Origin of the sequence: Methylobacillus sp. MM3, assembly GCF_001645185.1 — a bacterium.
Classification (GTDB): Bacteria; Pseudomonadota; Gammaproteobacteria; order Burkholderiales; family Methylophilaceae; genus MM2.
The window spans coordinates 169,580-185,098 of record NZ_LXTQ01000020.1 but is presented as its reverse complement, the minus strand read 5'-3'; the positions used below and the strand labels follow the sequence as shown (position 1 = coordinate 185,098).

19 protein-coding genes are annotated in these 15,519 nt (G+C 59.4%); 8 read left to right on the top strand and 11 right to left on the bottom strand.

All coding sequences use genetic code 11. The features are described 5' to 3' along the window. Positions 1 to 7: 7 nt before the first annotated feature. The 5 genes from fabA to rpe form a co-directional block, all read right to left on the bottom strand. Positions 8 to 523 carry a 3-hydroxyacyl-[acyl-carrier-protein] dehydratase FabA gene (gene fabA, locus A7976_RS07720; RefSeq protein WP_067109688.1) on the bottom strand — a complete coding sequence of 172 codons (516 nt, stop codon included), beginning with the start codon at positions 521 to 523 and terminating at the stop codon, positions 8 to 10. Between the two features lie 88 nt (positions 524 to 611). Beyond that, complete coding sequence (gene trpE / locus A7976_RS07715) at positions 612 to 2,099, bottom strand: anthranilate synthase component I (RefSeq protein WP_067109684.1); 1,488 nt, start codon at positions 2,097 to 2,099, stop codon at positions 612 to 614. A gap of 112 nt (positions 2,100 to 2,211) precedes the next feature. Next, a complete protein-coding gene (locus A7976_RS07710; protein WP_067109681.1) occupies positions 2,212 to 2,907 on the bottom strand; it encodes a phosphoglycolate phosphatase in 696 nt (231 codons plus the stop codon). Position 2,908: 1 nt separating this feature from the next. Continuing rightward, a complete protein-coding gene (locus A7976_RS07705) occupies positions 2,909 to 3,298 on the bottom strand; it encodes a hypothetical protein (RefSeq protein WP_067109678.1) in 390 nt (129 codons plus the stop codon). 2 nt (positions 3,299 to 3,300) lie between these two features. Next, a complete protein-coding gene (gene rpe / locus A7976_RS07700; protein WP_067109676.1) occupies positions 3,301 to 3,999 on the bottom strand; it encodes a ribulose-phosphate 3-epimerase in 699 nt (232 codons plus the stop codon). 220 nt (positions 4,000 to 4,219) lie between these two features. On the opposite strand from rpe, the gene hemA reads away from it, so the two are divergent. The 3 genes from hemA to prmC are packed head-to-tail and all read left to right on the top strand — an operon-like array spanning position 4,220 to position 7,415. Further along, positions 4,220 to 5,464, top strand: a complete 1,245-nt coding sequence (gene hemA / locus A7976_RS07695; protein WP_067109673.1) for a glutamyl-tRNA reductase — start codon at positions 4,220 to 4,222, stop codon at positions 5,462 to 5,464. Beyond that, complete coding sequence (prfA, locus tag A7976_RS07690; protein WP_067109670.1) at positions 5,461 to 6,546, top strand: peptide chain release factor 1; 1,086 nt, start codon at positions 5,461 to 5,463, stop codon at positions 6,544 to 6,546. Before hemA ends, prfA begins: the two co-directional genes overlap by 4 nt. Further along, positions 6,546 to 7,415, top strand: coding sequence for a peptide chain release factor N(5)-glutamine methyltransferase (gene prmC, locus A7976_RS07685; RefSeq protein ID WP_067110231.1), 870 nt, complete (start codon positions 6,546 to 6,548; stop codon positions 7,413 to 7,415). The genes prfA and prmC overlap by 1 nt, the downstream gene beginning before the upstream one ends. 82 nt (positions 7,416 to 7,497) lie before the next feature. On the opposite strand, the gene A7976_RS07680 is transcribed toward prmC, so the two are convergent. Together A7976_RS07680 and A7976_RS07675 are read right to left on the bottom strand one after the other, a co-directional pair. Then, on the bottom strand, positions 7,498 to 8,064 hold the full coding sequence (locus A7976_RS07680; protein ID WP_067109667.1) for a DUF6806 family protein: 567 nt from the start codon (positions 8,062 to 8,064) through the stop codon (positions 7,498 to 7,500). Between the two features lie 68 nt (positions 8,065 to 8,132). Continuing rightward, a complete protein-coding gene (locus tag A7976_RS07675; RefSeq protein ID WP_240483827.1) occupies positions 8,133 to 8,705 on the bottom strand; it encodes a gamma carbonic anhydrase family protein in 573 nt (190 codons plus the stop codon). Here A7976_RS07675 and A7976_RS07670 point away from each other — a divergent pair. Next, complete coding sequence (locus A7976_RS07670; protein WP_067109661.1) at positions 8,704 to 9,843, top strand: homoserine O-acetyltransferase; 1,140 nt, start codon at positions 8,704 to 8,706, stop codon at positions 9,841 to 9,843. The genes A7976_RS07675 and A7976_RS07670 overlap by 2 nt on opposite strands. After that, a complete protein-coding gene (gene metW, locus A7976_RS07665) occupies positions 9,843 to 10,478 on the top strand; it encodes a methionine biosynthesis protein MetW (RefSeq protein ID WP_067109658.1) in 636 nt (211 codons plus the stop codon). Before A7976_RS07670 ends, metW begins: the two co-directional genes overlap by 1 nt. Before the next feature lie 115 nt (positions 10,479 to 10,593). Here the strand turns inward: metW and A7976_RS07660 are convergent, their stop codons facing one another. Continuing rightward, a complete protein-coding gene (locus tag A7976_RS07660) occupies positions 10,594 to 11,259 on the bottom strand; it encodes a sulfite exporter TauE/SafE family protein (protein ID WP_067109655.1) in 666 nt (221 codons plus the stop codon). Then, entirely contained in the window at positions 11,252 to 12,514 is a 1,263-nt protein-coding gene (locus tag A7976_RS07655) for an MFS transporter (protein WP_067109652.1), read from the bottom strand. Before A7976_RS07655 ends, A7976_RS07660 begins: the two co-directional genes overlap by 8 nt. A gap of 120 nt (positions 12,515 to 12,634) precedes the next feature. Here A7976_RS07655 and A7976_RS07650 point away from each other — a divergent pair, with 120 nt between their 5' ends. Continuing rightward, a complete protein-coding gene (locus A7976_RS07650) occupies positions 12,635 to 13,384 on the top strand; it encodes a thioredoxin family protein (RefSeq protein WP_165601729.1) in 750 nt (249 codons plus the stop codon). On the opposite strand, the gene A7976_RS07645 is transcribed toward A7976_RS07650, so the two are convergent. After that, positions 13,377 to 13,649 (bottom strand): hypothetical protein, encoded by a 273-nt coding sequence (locus A7976_RS07645; protein WP_067109646.1) that lies wholly within the window; start codon positions 13,647 to 13,649, stop codon positions 13,377 to 13,379. The two genes, A7976_RS07650 and A7976_RS07645, sit on opposite strands and share 8 nt — an antisense overlap. 78 nt (positions 13,650 to 13,727) lie before the next feature. Further along, entirely contained in the window at positions 13,728 to 14,501 is a 774-nt protein-coding gene (locus A7976_RS07640; protein ID WP_067110228.1) for an exodeoxyribonuclease III, read from the bottom strand. Between the two features lie 27 nt (positions 14,502 to 14,528). Between A7976_RS07640 and pyrE the strand changes: the two genes are divergently transcribed. Both pyrE and A7976_RS07630 read left to right on the top strand, forming a co-directional pair. Continuing rightward, entirely contained in the window at positions 14,529 to 15,170 is a 642-nt protein-coding gene (pyrE, locus tag A7976_RS07635; protein ID WP_067109643.1) for an orotate phosphoribosyltransferase, read from the top strand. A 103-nt stretch (positions 15,171 to 15,273) separates the two neighbouring features. Beyond that, positions 15,274 to 15,480 (top strand): (2Fe-2S)-binding protein, encoded by a 207-nt coding sequence (locus A7976_RS07630; protein ID WP_067109640.1) that lies wholly within the window; start codon positions 15,274 to 15,276, stop codon positions 15,478 to 15,480. Positions 15,481 to 15,519 lie beyond the last annotated feature (39 nt).

Here is a 15,519-nt window from a genome sequence, read left to right as displayed (position 1 = left end):
GTGCCTCCTAAAAATTGTCCGTACGGGTGAACAGGCCGACCCGCAAGTCGTTGGCAACGTAGATTTCACGGCCGTCGACTTCCATGCGGGCATCGGCAATGCCCATCACCAGTTTGCGCATGATGACGCGCTTGATATCGATGCGATAGGTTACCAGCTTGCCGGTCGGCAGCACCTGGCCGCTGAATTTGACTTCGCCGGAGCCGAGCGCACGGCCGCGACCGAGGCCGCCCTTCCAGCCGAGGTAAAACCCGACCAGTTGCCACATCGCATCCAGACCCAGGCATCCCGGCATCACCGGGTCGCCCTCGAAATGGCAGCCGAAAAACCAGAGGTCGGGCTTCACGTCGAGTTCGGCGACAATCTGGCCGTTGCCATAAGTGCCGCCATCCTCGGTGATGGAGGCGATACGATCAAACATCAGCATCGGCGGCAGCGGCAATTGCGCATTGCCCGGCCCGAACATCTCGCCTCGCCCGCAGGCCAGCAGCTCCTCGAAGGTATAGCTATTTTTGTTTTGCATCGTATGACTTTAATGATTGAAATTTAAACGCTATTTTCGCCGGAAATGGTAACCGGCGAAAGCCCTGCATGCCAAATGGGTAGACTATTCAGTCGCTGCCGTTGTCCAGACCGGCCAGCACCAGTTCTGCCGCACGCAATACCGCGCGGGCCTTGTTCTGGGTTTCCATCCATTCGCTTTGCGGCACGGAGTCGGCGACGATGCCGGCTCCAGCCTGCACGTGCAGCGTATTGTTCTTGATGACGCCGGTACGAATTGCAATCGCCAGATCCATGTCGCCATTGAATCCCAGGTAGCCGACCGCACCCGCGTAGATGCCGCGCTTCGAAGGCTCCAGCTCGTCGATGATCTCCATCGCGCGCACCTTGGGCGCGCCGGAGACGGTGCCGGCAGGGAATGTGGCCTTGAGGACGTCTATGGCATCCATGCCCGGCTTGAGTTCCCCTTCGACATTCGACACGATATGCATCACGTGTGAATAACGTTCGATCATCATGTTGTCCGTCACGCGCACCGAGCCGGTCGCGGCAACACGGCCGACGTCATTACGGCCGAGGTCCATCAATTGAACATGCTCAGCGCGCTCCTTCGGATCGGCCAGCAGTTCTTCCGCCAGCGCGAGATCCTCTTCGCGCGTTTTGCCTCGTGGTCGCGTGCCGGCAATGGGTCGCGCAGTCACGGTGCCGTCTTCCAGTCGCACCAGGATTTCCGGCGAGGAACCCACTACATGGTGATCGCCCATGTCGTAATAGAACATGTAGGGCGAGGGATTCAGGCTGCGCAGCGCGCGATAGAGCGACAGCGGCGGTGCGGGGAAATCCTGCGACATGCGTTGCGACAGCACGACCTGCATGATGTCGCCGTCAAAAATATAGCGCTTGGCTTTTTCCACGGCCGCCTTGAACCCGGCTTCGCCGAACTCGGATGACGCGACCGCCGCCGGCATTGCAGGCGCCTTGGGAATTTGCGCGGGCTGGCGCAGGCTGCGCACCAGCTCGTTCAGGCGTTCACGCGCCTTGACGTAAGCGTGCGGCTGCGCCGGATCGGCATAGACAATAAAACTCAGCTTGGCGCTGAGGTTATCGATCACCACCAGTTCTTCGGTCAGCAGTAGCAGAACGTCAGGCGTACCAAGCACATCCTTCTTTTTGGTAGCCGCCAGCCGGCGCTCGATGTAGCGCACCGTGTCGTAGCCAAAATAACCCGCCAGACCGCCCGTAAAACGCGGCAGCCCGCCGAGCGGTGCCGGGTTGAAGCGTGCCTGGAACTCCTTGACGAAGTCCAGCGGATTCACGTCCTCGGCAGTTTCGATGATTTCTTCGTCGCATTCGACGCGCACATTGCGCTCGTGGGCAACAATGCGCGTTTTTGCGGGCAACCCGATGAAAGAATAACGGCCGAACCGCTCACCGCCCTGCACCGATTCCAGCAAGTAAGAGTACTGTCGGTTGGCGAGCTTGAGGTAAAGCGACAGCGGGGTATCGAGGTCGGCGTAGGTTTCTGCGACCAGCGGAATCCGGTTGTATCCCTGACGGGCGAGTTCGTTGAATTCCTGTTCGGATAATGTGTGCAGCATGCGGTTCTCCAAATCTTGAGCTTGTAGTCAGCGGCGGTTGACGGCACCGCCTGGCGAAGGGGACTTCAGCGCCACCATCGCCAGCTTGTGCTCAAAATTCGGGAGTCCATCGTTAGGCCTTGCGTATCAGCGTGCTGGCTTCGAGCAGTCCGCTCACCACCGCATCCAGATCCATCTCATGCACGTGCTGGCCGTGATTATAGCCGTAGGGCACGCAGAACACATGACAACCGGCCGCGCGGGCGGCCTGGGTATCGTTGCCCGAGTCGCCGATCAGCAGCATTTGATCCGGCGTAATACCCCATTCTTCGCATGCATGCAGCAACTGCATCGGGTCCGGCTTCATCCTGGGCAGCGTATCGCCGCTCAGGATCAGCTCGAAATAATCGTACAGGCCGGTATCTTTCAGCAGCGGCTCGGTGTATTTGGCAATCTTGTTGGTAATGCAGCCCATGCGGTATCCGGCCTTCTTGAAGGCTTCCAGGCCTTCGACCACATCCGGGAACGGGTGGCTGTACAGGCTGAAGACCTCGCTGTAATGCCGGTCATAAATCTTGCGGGCACGCTCAAACAGTTCGGGTTCGGGCTCGCCATGCATGGTACCGGTCAATACGCGTTTGATCAGTTGGGCAACGCCGTTGCCAATGTAGCTCTTGACGGTTTCCTCCGCGACCGGCGGCCGGTCGAGTTCGGCCAGCATCCGGTTGGAGGCTTCAGCCAGATCGGGGGCCGTATGCAGCAGAGTGCCGTCGAGGTCGATCACGACCGCCTTGATCGGCAAGGGAAAAACAAGTTCTGGTTTGCTCACGCTAGTGTTTACCTTTGTCTTCTTCCTTGGGGGCTGCCTCAGGCTTGGCTGCGTCTTCTTTCTTTTCTTCAGCAGGAGGCGTGGCAGCGGCGGCATCCGCCCCTTCAGCCGGAGCAGCTTCGTCCTCGGCAGAAGATTTGGATGACATGCCGCTCATCGTCGGGTCCAGCTTGCCCGCCTTGATATCCTCGTCGGCCGATTTCCAGCCGTCGAGAATGGAGGAGGGGCTTTGCGCTTCGTTTTCCTTCATGCAGGCTTCCGGCGTTTTCTGCGACACGCGGCAAGCGAAGCCGATAGCTTCAGCATCGGCGATTTTCTGATCCGCCGCGCCGGTCAGCTTGTCGCAACCGGCCAGCGCCAACAGCAGGAACAGCACCGAAGCGCGTTTCACGATTACGCCTTGGCCAGCTCGGCGCGCAGCGCGGCGACGATGGTGTCGTAGCGGTGCGGGTCGGTGTCCTTGGGTGCGCCGAACAGCGCGGAACCGGCCACGAAGGTGTCGGCACCGGCACGGGCAATTTCGGCGATATTCTGGGTGTTTACGCCCCCGTCGATTTCCAACCAGATTTCACGACCGGTCTTGGCGGTGTAGGCGTCGATCTTGGCGCGGGCCAGCTTCAGCTTTTCCAGTGCCTGCGGGATGAACTTCTGGCCGCCGAAACCGGGGTTGACCGACATCAGCAGCACCATATCGATCTTGTCCATCACATGATCCAGGTAATCCAGCGGCGTGGCCGGATTGAACACCAGGCCGGCCTTGCAGCCGTTGTCCTTGATCAGCGCCAGCGAGCGGTCGATATGCTCGGAACCTTCTGGATGGAAAGTGATGATGTTGGCGCCGGCCTTGGCGAAATCGGGGATGATGCGGTCGACCGGCTTCACCATCAGGTGCACGTCGATGATGGCGTCGGTCAGCGGACGGATCGCCTGGCACACCAGCGGACCGATGGTCAGGTTGGGCACGTAATGGTTGTCCATCACGTCAAAGTGAATGATGTCGGCACCGGAGGCGATAACGTCGGTGATTTCCTGGCCAAGCTTCGCGAAGTCCGCGGACAGAATGCTGGGGGCGATACGGAATTGTTTGCTCATGATCCCTCCATGATATACAGGCAAAAGCGCCATTTTAACCGCAATCGGGAGGCAAGAAACCCCCTAATTCCAAAGGAAAAGGTGAAATGGCACGATTTGAGCGCCTGACGACGCATTCAACCCATGCCGAAAAAGCGAAAACACAGTCAGTTTTTGATTTATAAAGAGATTAACGTCTGAAATTGTTGCTTAAGCCCATCCGATAACGGAAAATTGCGCCATGCATCTGTTTGCCCTAGGCGTCAATCACACCACCGCCCCCGTTTCCATCCGCGAGCACGTCGCTTTCCACAGCGAAAGCTTGAGCCTCGCGCTGCGCGATCTCACCGCGCACCGGCCGGTGAAAGAGGCCGCCATTCTTTCGACCTGCAACCGTACCGAGCTTTACTGCAACACGGACGATCCGCAAGCCGCGCTGGAATGGCTGGCGGAATACCATCGCCTGCAGCCATCTTCGATCCAGCCGTATACCTATACGCTCAATAGTCACGACGCCGTGAAGCACGCCTTCCGCGTCGCGGCCGGGCTGGACTCCATGGTGCTGGGCGAGCCGCAGATCCTCGGCCAGATGAAGCAGGCGGTAAAAATCGCCGAAAACGCCGGCACGCTGGGTACGCTGCTACACAAACTTTTCCAGAAGACCTTCGCCGTTGCCAAGGAAGTGCGCACCACCACCGATATCGGCGCCAGTTCGGTTTCCATGGCGGCCGCGTCGGTCAAACTGGCACAACGCATTTTCGGCGACCTGAAGCCGCTCAAGGTGCTGTTCATCGGTGCCGGCGAAATGATCGAGCTATGCGCCGAACACTTCGCCGCACAGCAACCGGCCGCGATTGCCGTCGCCAACCGCACGCTGGATCGCGGCCTGCAACTGGCCCAACGCTTCGACGGCCAGGCCATCCTGCTCGCCGATCTGCCGGAGCACCTGGCGGATTACGATATCGTCATTACCAGCACTGCCAGCCAGCTGCCTATCGTCGGTCTCGGCATGGTCGAGCGCGCCGTCAAGTTGCGCAAGCATCGCCCGATATTCATCGTCGATCTCGCCGTGCCGCGCGACGTGGAGCCCGAAGTCGGCGATCTGGACGATGTATTCCTGTACAGCGTGGACGATCTCGCGCAAATCGTGCAGGAGGGGCTGGGCAATCGACAGCTAGCCGCGGCGGAAGCCGAAACCATCATCGACGTTCGCGTCGACAACTTCATGCACTGGCTGGAAACCCGCGAAGCCGTGCCTACCATCCGCGCCCTGCGTGACCACGCCGACCGGGTACGCCGGCATGAAGTCGAAAAGGCACTCAAGCAAATCGCGCGCGGCGAAGATCCGCAACGCGTGCTGGAAGTGCTCAGCAACACGCTCACCAACAAATTCCTGCATGCTCCCAGCCATGCACTCAACACCGCTACCGGCACGGATCGCGAAGCGCTCGAAGCGCTGATCCGCCAGCTTTACCAGACCTTATGAAACCCACCATACAAAAAAAGCTCGCTCTCTTAAGCGAGCGCCTGGAAGAACTCAACCTGCTGCTATCGAGCGAGCGCGCGACGGCAGACATGGAAAACTACCGCAAGCTGTCGCGCGAGCATGCCGAACTCGGCCCCATCGTCGAGCAATATCATGCCTACAAGCAGATCGAAGCCGACATCGCCGCTGCGCAGGAAATGACCGCCGATCCCGACATGCGCGAATTTGCGCAGGAAGAAATCGAGGCGGGCAAGGAGAAGCTGGAAGCCAACGCGGTGGAACTCCAAAAGCTGTTGCTGCCCAAGGACCCCAATGATGAACGCAACATCTTCCTCGAAATTCGCGCCGGCACCGGCGGCGATGAATCGGCGCTGTTCGCTGGTGACCTGTTCCGCATGTACTCGCGTTATGCCGAACGTCAGCGCTGGAAGGTGGAAGTGGTCTCCGCCAACGAATCCGAGCTGGGCGGCTACAAGGAAATCATCGCCCGCATCGAAGGCTATGGCGCTTATTCGAAACTGAAATTCGAATCCGGCGGTCACCGCGTGCAGCGCGTCCCCGAGACCGAAACGCAGGGACGCATCCACACCTCGGCCTGTACCGTCGCCATCATGCCGGAAGCCGATGAAGTCGCGGACGTGGAACTCAATCCCGCCGACCTGCGCATCGACACCTACCGTGCAAGCGGCGCAGGCGGTCAGCACATCAACAAAACCGACTCGGCCGTGCGCATCACGCACCTGCCCACCGGCATCGTCGCCGAATGCCAGGACGGACGCTCGCAGCATTCCAACAAGGCCTCGGCAATGCGCGTGCTGGCGGCGCGCATCAAGGATATCCAGGTGCGCGAACAGCAAGCCAAGGAAGCCGCAACGCGCAAGAGCCTGGTCGGCAGCGGCGACCGCTCCGAGCGCATTCGCACCTACAACTTCCCGCAAGGACGCATTACCGACCACCGCATCAACCTGACGCTCTACAAGATCGACGCCATCATGCAGGGCGACATGGACGAGTTGATCAATGCCTTGCTTGCAGAACATCAGGCCGAACAGTTGGCTGCGTTGTCGGAAGAGTCGCTCTGATCGTGACGCCGCAAGCCTTGCTCACCGCAGCACGGCAGCAGCTTGTTCAAATCCTGGGACTGCCGGCCGACGAGGCGCGCGTCGATGCACAGACATTGCTGCGGCATGTGCTTGGCGTCTCGCGCGCCTGGCTGATCGCGCATGCCGATGAACCGCTCGGCAGCGAGCTGCTTACGCACTTCAATCACCTGCTGCAACGCCATTTGCAAGGCGAGCCCGTGGCCTACATTCTTGGAAATCGTGAATTCTATGGATTGGATTTCTCTGTCGCACCCGGCGTGCTGATTCCCCGCCCTGACACCGAAACACTGGTCGAGGCGGCGTTACGGCTTATTCCCGAAACTTCCACCGGCGAGCAAAAAGATCCATTGCGAATACTCGACCTTGGCACCGGCAGCGGCGCCATCGCGATAGCCATCGCCGTCAATCGGCCGGAAGCGGCGGTGACTGCGGTGGACCAATCCGAGGTCGCCGTGACGATTGCACGGCAAAATGCCGAAAAACTGGGTACGACGAATCTGCGCCTGCTGCAAAGCGACTGGTTTTCAGCCTTGGGAAATGAACACTTCAATATCATCGTCAGCAATCCGCCCTACATTGCCGACGCAGACCCACATTTGTCACAAGGCGATTTGCGCTTCGAGCCTGCGTCGGCCCTTGCTTCCGGCCCGGATGGCCTGAACGACATCCGGCAAATAGCCGCAACGGCTCCGGCCCATCTGGAACGAGGCGGCTACCTGCTGCTGGAACATGGTTACGATCAGGCGGAGCGGGTGGCGGGCTTGCTGAAGGAAGCGGGATTTACCGAGATCGGTCACGCGACCGATCTAGCTGGAATACAACGGGTAACGCTGGGCAGGTTTTTGTAAGACGGATAAATCCGAAGGCCGGTGTATCCGCTGTATTTGCCTGACATTCAGCGGATAACTGCACGCATCCGCCGCAGCAAAATCAATGCAGGCGATGTCGTCCCGGTTCGCCGGGAATCTGCACTGTGGTAGGGTCTTCCGGCTCCTGCGCCGGCGCCGCCGGGGTCGCCTTGCCTTGTTCGCGGCGGAACAGATCGCCGATCAGCTTGGCGACTTCGTCAACATCATCCTGCTTGAAATGGCGCGACAGCAGATTGGAGACATCCTCCACCATGCGGCGGCGCTGCGCATCGAGAATCGCGGCAGGCGTCGGGCCGACGAACATGAGCTGCGTTTCGTCTCGGCCGTCCTCGTGATAGAGGATGACTTCGATGGCTGTCGCGGTTTCCACCAGGCGGCCGAGCGCATGCATCGAGGATTCCAGCGACGAGAAGAAATTGCGGCCGACTTCCAGCGTGCAGCACATTTCCAGGCCGTAATTGCGGTCATTGAACGCAAAACCGGGCTGATCCGGCTCCAGGCTCTGCACCTCGTTCAGATGTTCCGCATCGAGGTATTGCAGCAGCGGGCGCAGCGCGCCTTCTACCTGGCGCTTGCTAACGCCTTCGACGAGTTCGATGTAGCCGTGCACGTGAACTTCCATGCGCATGGGGAATTCCTTGGAGTTTGAAATCAATCGGGGATTATACTCCGAATTAGACGCGCCACGCGCCCGATTCATACCGCCATGTAGTTGTTTTTCAAGCGAATGTAATGCTGGGCGGAATACATGAAATGCGCCAGTTCGCGCTCCGACAGCGGCCGCACCTTGCGTGCCGGACTGCCAAGATAAAGATGACCGCTTTCCAGCACGCGTCCTTCCGGCACCAGACTGCCCGCGCCGAGCAACACGCGCGGCTCGATGATCACCTTGTCCATCACGATGGCGCCCATGCCTATAAGACATTCATCGGCAATGGTGCATCCGTGCAGGATCACCTTGTGCCCGATGGTAACGTTGTTGCCGATGATAAGTGGCGAACCGTTCGGATCCCAGCTAGATTTGTGGCTGACGTGGAGCACGCTGGCGTCCTGAATGTTGGAGCCGGCGCCGATGCGGATATGGTTGACGTCGCCGCGTATCACCGCGCCCGGCCAGACGGACACATCCTCGCCCAGCACCACGTCGCCGATGACGCAGGCGCCGGGATGAATGTAAACGCCCGCGCCGATTTGCGGCGCGATGCCTTGATAGGAAGCAATATTGGGAGGGAGCGCGGCGTGCATAAGGCCATAGTATAATCGCGCCATGTCTGAATTATCATCTGTCGGGATCGTCGCTCCGCAAACCGCGCATTTCTCCGAACCGCTCACGCTCAAGAGTGGCGCGGTGCTGCCTGCCTATGACCTCGTCTTTGAAACTTACGGCACGCTCAACGCCGACAAATCCAACGCCGTCCTGATCTGCCACGCGCTTTCCGGCACGCACCACGTGGCCGGCAAATACAGAGAAGACGACAAATATCCCGGCTGGTGGGACAACATGATAGGCCCCGGCAAGCCGCTGGATACGAATCGCTTTTTCGTGATCGGCGTCAACAATCTTGGCGGATGCAGCGGCTCCACCGGGCCGAAGACGATCAACCCGGCGACCGGAAAACCGTGGGGCTCGGCGTTTCCAGTTGTCACCGTCGACGACTGGGTAGCTTCGCAGGCCCGACTGGCCGACTACCTCGGCATCGAAAGCTTTGCGGCCATCGTCGGCGGTAGCCTGGGCGGCATGCAGGCCTTGCAGTGGGCGCTGACTTACCCCGACCGCGTAAAGAACGCGCTGGTCATCGCCGCGGCGCCCAACCTCACGGCGCAGAACATGGCATTCAATGAGGTCGCACGCCAGGCCATCATCACCGACCCCGAGTTTTACGGCGGCGATTACTACGAGCACGGCGTCGTACCGCGCCGCGGCCTGCGTATCGCACGCATGCTAGGCCATATCACCTATCTGTCGGACGATGCGATGGGTGCCAAATTCGGCCGCAAGATGAAGCATGACGAGATCAAGTACAGCTTCGACGTCGAATTCGAAATGGAATCGTATTTGCGCTACCAGGGCGACAAATTCGCCGAAACCTTCGACGCCAACACCTATCTGCGCATGACGCGCGCACTGGATTATTTCGATCCGGCTGTCGAGTTCAACGGCGACCTGAGTGCGGCGCTGGCCAAGGCCAAGGCAGATTTCCTGGTGGTTTCGTTCACCAGCGACTGGCGCTTCTCTACCGGCCGCTCACGCGAGATCGTCAAGGCACTGCTGGATAACGAGCTGACCGTGAGCTACGCGGAACTCACCGCCGCCCATGGCCACGACGCCTTTCTGATGCCCGATCCGCACTATCACGCGGTAGTGCGCGCCTATCTGGAAAACATCGAGTTCGGAGGTGCCAAGTGATGAGCACGCACACACCCGCACAAGCGCATACTCATTTCGCCGAGGCCGCTTCCGAACGCCGCGATTTCGCCGCTATTGCCCGCTGGGTAGCCCCCGGCGCCAAGGTGCTCGACCTCGGTTGCGGCGACGGCGCGTTGCTGGGCTATTTGCGCGATACGCTGAATGTGCGCGGTTATGGCGTCGAACGCGCCGACGCGAATGTTCTGGCTTGCGTGAAAAATGGCGTCAATGTCATCCAGATGGATCTGGAAGCCGGCCTGTCGGGATTCGAGGCGCAATCGTTCGATGTGGTGATCCTGTCGCAGACCTTGCAGGCGATGCACAACACCGAAGGTATCGTGATGGACATGCTGCGCGTCGGCAAGGAAGTCGTCGTGACTTTCCCCAACTTCGGCTACTGGAGACATCGCATCCAGCTGATAACCGGCAACATGCCGGTGTCGCGCAATCTGCCTTACCAGTGGTATGACACGCCCAATGTGCATCTGTGCACCATCAGCGATTTCGATAATTTCTGCCGCGACCACAATATCCGGGTCACCGAGCGACTGGTGCTGACAGATGGCAAGCCGGTCAGCCTGCTGCCCAATATCCTGGGTAGCCTGGCGATGTATCGTTTAGGTAATAACACCTGAGTCGTCATTTCCGGGGCTGCCGCAGGAAAAATCCGGAATCCGGCGGCAGTTGATTGACTGCTGACTCCCGGATAAACGCTGCGTTGTTCCGGATTGACCTGCTTGCAAGTCGACTTCATACGAACAGCCGCACCAATCCGACCACACCGAAGGTCAGCACCAGAAGACCGCTACCTCGCCGTACCCAGAGATGTTGCAGAAACCCCTTCAGCCTGACCGCGGCCATCCCCATTGCCAGCAACGCAGGCAAGGTTCCCAACCCGAATGCCAGCATCAAGGCTCCACCCTCCAAGGCACTGCCCGTCGCCAACGCCGCGACGAGCACGCTATAGACAAGACCGCACGGCAGCCAGCCCCAGAGCAACCCAAGCACAAACGCCTGACGCCAGGTCAGCACCGGCAGGAAATGCTTCGATAACGGCTGAATCCTCTTCCAGAATGCACCGCCGGCTCGCTCCAGCACCAGCACGCCCCGCCACCAACCCGCCAGATAGAGGCCCAGTGCGATCAGCATCAGGTTCGATAGCAGGTACAGCGGCTTTTCAACCGGCATCAGATGATTGAGGAACAAACTGGAAGAGCCCAGCAACCCGGCCAGAACGCCAGCCAGGGCATAGCTCGCGATCCGCCCGGCGTTGTAACTGAAGTGATATCCGACCTTGGGTTTCTGGCCCGGCAAAGAAAGGCTAACCGCACTGACGATCCCGCCGCACATGCCGGCACAATGGCCGCCGCCGAGCAGGCCGACCAGCACCGCGGAAATCAGGCTAAGCTCAGGCACGGCCCAAGGCCTCTAGGCGGCCGCGCATCAGCCAGAGCAAACCCAAGCCCGGCAGCGCGGCGATAAAAGTAAAACCGAAGAATGTCGTCCAGCCGACGGCCTCGACCAGGTAGCCGGAAGAAGGCCCGACATAGACGCGCCCGACCGCCGCGAGTGCGGAAAGCAGGGCATATTGACTGGCGGTGAAACGGTGATCGCACATGCTCATCAAGAGCGCCACGAAGGCGGCGGTACCCATTCCGCCGGCGAGATTTTCGAAACCGACCGCGAGCACCATCAAACCGTAATCCTTGCCGGCAGCGGCCAGCCACATGAAGGTAAGATTGGAAATAGCCTGCAGCACGCCGAATAGCAGCAACGAGCGGAACAGGCCCAACTTTGCCATCAACGCGCCGCCGGCGACGACCCCGAAGAGCGTAGCGATCAACCCCATGCCTTTGTTGATGGCGCCGACTTCGGTCGGAGTAAATTCGACGCCACGAATCAGAAAGGCCGTGGTCAGCGAACCGGCGAAGGCGTCGCCCAGTTTGTATAGCACGATCAGCAGCAACAGGCCCCAGGCGCCGTTGCGGGAAAAGAACTCGCGTAATGGTTCGACCACGGCTTCCGTCAGGGTTCGCGGCGGCTGGATATGGCCATCCGGCTCCGGCCCCCACAATGTCGCAAGCACCGCCAGCCCCATCAATCCCGCCATCAGCCAGTAGGTATGCTGCCAGCCGATCTGGTCAGCGATGATCAATGCCAGCGCGCCCGACACCAGCATCGCCAGTCGGTAGCCGAGCACCGAAACCGCAGCGCCGGCACCGCGCTCTGCGGGCTGCAGCACATCGGTGCGATAGGCGTCGAACACCACATCCTGCGATGCGGAAGTGAAAGCGACGATCAACGCCAGCGCCGCCAGCGCCCACGGAGCGTTGGCGGGATTCAGCGAGCCCATGAAGGCAATCGACACCATCAGCGCCAACTGCATGCTCGCGATCCAGCCGCGGCGGCGTCCCAGCCAGGGCGGCACGAAGCGATCCATCAGCGGCGCCCACAGGAACTTCCAGGTGTAGGGCAGGCCCACCAGCGTGAAAATGCCGATGGTGGCGAGATCGACGCCCGACACCGTCATCCAGGCCTGCAAGGTGCCACTGGTCAGCGCCAGTGGCAGGCCGGAAGAAAAGCCCAGCAGAAAGATCACGGCGATGCGGCGATTGCGGAAAATATCGAGATAGGGCTTCATCGGTGAGGTGCTTGTATGTTGATCCCGCATGATACCGAATGCCGGCCGCAGCCGGTATCGGCGTAAATGTAAGGACGGACGTCCCGGCACGACTAAAGACAAAGACTGGAGCGTGCCATGCCTATACGCCATATCCTTTGCGCTTGCCTGATGTCACTGTTGCCAATCGCGGCCGCAGGAGCACCTGCAGAATGCAGCGTCAGCAGCGGAACGAGCCCTGTTGCGCTGCTGGAACTTTATACTTCCGAAGGATGCAGCAGTTGCCCGCCTGCCGATCGCTGGTTGAGCGGTCTTGCAGCAAAAGGTGTCAACAGCGAACGCGTCGTCCCGCTGGCCTTGCATGTGGACTACTGGGATTACATCGGCTGGCGCGACCGCTTTGCCCAGCCGGAGTTTTCAGAGCGCCAACGTCAAATGGCACGGCTGGGCAATTCCACTGTGGTTTATACGCCGCAAGTCATGCTTAACGGGCGCGATTTCCGCAATTGGAGAAATTCTGGGCACTTCGAACGCGAATTGGCTGCAACCAACAACTCTGCCGCTCAAGCCACCATTCGTCTGACGCTCAAACAGCCGAGGCTCGGCACTCTCGATGTTTCCATCGCCGCGCAGAATACGCAGGAAGGGAATCATGCACTCTTTTTTGCGCTGTATGAAAACAACCTGACCAGCGTCGTCAAGCGAGGCGAAAATGCCGGTTCCATACTGCATCACGACTTTGTCGTACGCAAATGGCTAGGACCGTTTGCGTTGAACGGAAAATCCCCCACCTCATGGCGGCATGAAATCAAGCTGGATAAGGAATGGAATCCGGAATCGCTGGGGCTTGCTGCCTTTGTGCAAAACACCGCAACGGGAGAGGTATTGCAAGCGGTATCGCGCCCGCTTTGCACTACCTGATCATGTGCGGCAACGGCAAACCGATGCCTTGCGTCAGGCAATCTTCCGGCATGATGATTTCGATATGCTCACGGTTGATATTCATGAAACTGGTCACCGCAACCTTGCGTTGGTCGTGATCCCAGATTTCGGCATCGGTAACGGCGATGAATTCCTTGGATTCGCAGATATAATCGGTCACCCGCGACTCGGGTAGAACCGAGATATGCCCAACGATACGGTAATGGCCGGTCAAAATGATTACCCGCGTCTTGTCGGTTTCCATCACTGCCTCCTTAACGTCGCCATGATTGCCTGCTCACAGCATATCAAATAGTGAATGTTTCCGGGCAGTTATCTCCGATTACAGGTCGTAATCGACGATAAGCGGCGCGTGATCGCTGAAACGCTCGGTTTTGTAGATGCTGGTTGAAACCGCCTTGCCCGCGATAGTCGGCGTGGCGACCTGGTAATCGATGCGCCAGCCTACGTTTTTCGCCCACGCCTGCCCGCGGTTGCTCCACCAGGTATAGCACTCGTCGGTGGTGTCGGGGTGGAGACGGCGATAGACGTCGATCCAACCCAGTTCGCTGAAAATTCTCGTCATCCAGGCCCGCTCTTCGGGCAGAAAACCGGAGTTTTTGCGGTTGCCGCGCCAGTTCTTGAGGTCAATTTCGCAGTGTGCGATGTTCCAGTCACCGCAGATGACCACCTCGCGCCCACTCGCCTTGAGTTCCATGAGGCGCGGCAGGAAGCGCTCCATCACACTGAACTTCACCGTCTGCCGCTCTTCGCCGCTGGAACCGGAAGGCAGATACAGCGATACCACGGACAGATTGCCGTACTGCGCTTCAATGTAGCGTCCCTCGGCGTCGATGTCCGGCATGCCGAGGCCCTCGATAATGGCATCTGGTTGGCGTTTCGAATAAATGCCCACGCCGCTGTAGCCTTTTTTCTCGGCATAGTGGAAATAGCCATAGAGGCCGTCCGGCTGCAGCATTTCGCGCGTCATGTCCGGCGCCTGCGCTTTCAGTTCCTGCATGCAGATGATGTCGGCATCCTGCTTTTCCAGCCAGGGAAAGAGACCCTTGGTAGTGGCGGATCGGATGCCATTGAGGTTTAACGATATAATTCGCAGCAATTTGTTTTTCTCGGTATCAATCCAATGTCAGATTTCACCCAGCAGTTTATCCAATTCGCGATCCAAAAGCAGGTCTTGCGTTTCGGCGAATTCAAGACCAAGGCCGGCCGCCTGAGCCCGTATTTTTTCAACGCCGGCCTGTTCAACGACGGCGAGAGCCTGATGAAGCTGGGCGAATTCTACGCAGCCGCGATCCTGAAATCCGGCATCCGCTTCGACATGCTGTTCGGCCCCGCCTACAAGGGCATCACGCTCGCCGCAAGTATTGCGATTGCGCTGGCGCGCCAAGGCCATAACGTTCCTTACGCCTACAACCGCAAGGAAGCCAAGGATCACGGCGAAGGTGGCACCATCGTCGGCGCGCCATTGGCCGGCAATGTATTGATTGTGGACGACGTGATTTCCGCCGGCACATCCGTGCGCGAATCCGTGGACATCATCCGCAGCCAAGGCGCCACGCCATGCGGCGTCGCCATCGCCATTGACCGGCAGGAGCGCGGCCTGGGCGAGCTTTCCGCGGTTCAGGAGGTGCAGCGCGACAACGGTATCCCGGTCATCAGCATTGCCAGCCTGGCAGACCTGATCCGTTATCTGGAGGGTGCGCCGGAACTTCAAACCTACAAACCGGCCGTGGAGCGGTACCGAACGGAATTCGGCGTTATCTGAAAAATCCGCCGTAACTGGCTGCGCGCGGATTTGCAAATAGTATTGACAACGATTCTCATTTAGATAAAATGCACCTTGAGCTTCACTCATTCAAGGTGCATGTATGTACGTTTGCGTTTGCCGTGCTGTAACCGATAGCCAGATTCGCGATGCGATCTGCGACGGCGCGTGCTCGATGCGCGAACTGCGTCAACGCCTTGGCGTCGCTTCCGAGTGCGGCCGCTGCTCACAATGCGCGCTCGGCATTCTGCGCGGTCAACAGCAAACCAGCGTTCAATCGCCCTCCGACAACGCCGTCGCTTACGGCTAAACTTTCCCAGCCTCTGCGGCTATTGCCTCCCCTGGCCAG

Coding starts and splice junctions, on each gene's coding strand:
- prfA (WP_067109670.1), top strand. CDS start 5,461: ATGAAACCCACCATACAAAAAAAGCTCGCTCTCTTAAGCGAGCGCCTG.
- A7976_RS07655 (WP_067109652.1), bottom strand. CDS start 12,514: ATGCGGGATCAACATACAAGCACCTCACCGATGAAGCCCTATCTCGAT.
- metW (WP_067109658.1), top strand. CDS start 9,843: ATGAGCACGCACACACCCGCACAAGCGCATACTCATTTCGCCGAGGCC.
- trpE (WP_067109684.1), bottom strand. CDS start 2,099: ATGCTGCACACATTATCCGAACAGGAATTCAACGAACTCGCCCGTCAG.
- hemA (WP_067109673.1), top strand. CDS start 4,220: ATGCATCTGTTTGCCCTAGGCGTCAATCACACCACCGCCCCCGTTTCC.
- A7976_RS07675 (WP_240483827.1), bottom strand. CDS start 8,705: ATGGCGCGATTATACTATGGCCTTATGCACGCCGCGCTCCCTCCCAAT.
- A7976_RS07680 (WP_067109667.1), bottom strand. CDS start 8,064: ATGCGCATGGAAGTTCACGTGCACGGCTACATCGAACTCGTCGAAGGC.
- rpe (WP_067109676.1), bottom strand. CDS start 3,999: ATGAGCAAACAATTCCGTATCGCCCCCAGCATTCTGTCCGCGGACTTC.
- fabA (WP_067109688.1), bottom strand. CDS start 523: ATGCAAAACAAAAATAGCTATACCTTCGAGGAGCTGCTGGCCTGCGGG.
- A7976_RS07630 (WP_067109640.1), top strand. CDS start 15,274: ATGTACGTTTGCGTTTGCCGTGCTGTAACCGATAGCCAGATTCGCGAT.
- A7976_RS07645 (WP_067109646.1), bottom strand. CDS start 13,649: ATGGAAACCGACAAGACGCGGGTAATCATTTTGACCGGCCATTACCGT.
- A7976_RS07650 (WP_165601729.1), top strand. CDS start 12,635: ATGTCACTGTTGCCAATCGCGGCCGCAGGAGCACCTGCAGAATGCAGC.
- pyrE (WP_067109643.1), top strand. CDS start 14,529: ATGTCAGATTTCACCCAGCAGTTTATCCAATTCGCGATCCAAAAGCAG.
- A7976_RS07670 (WP_067109661.1), top strand. CDS start 8,704: ATGTCTGAATTATCATCTGTCGGGATCGTCGCTCCGCAAACCGCGCAT.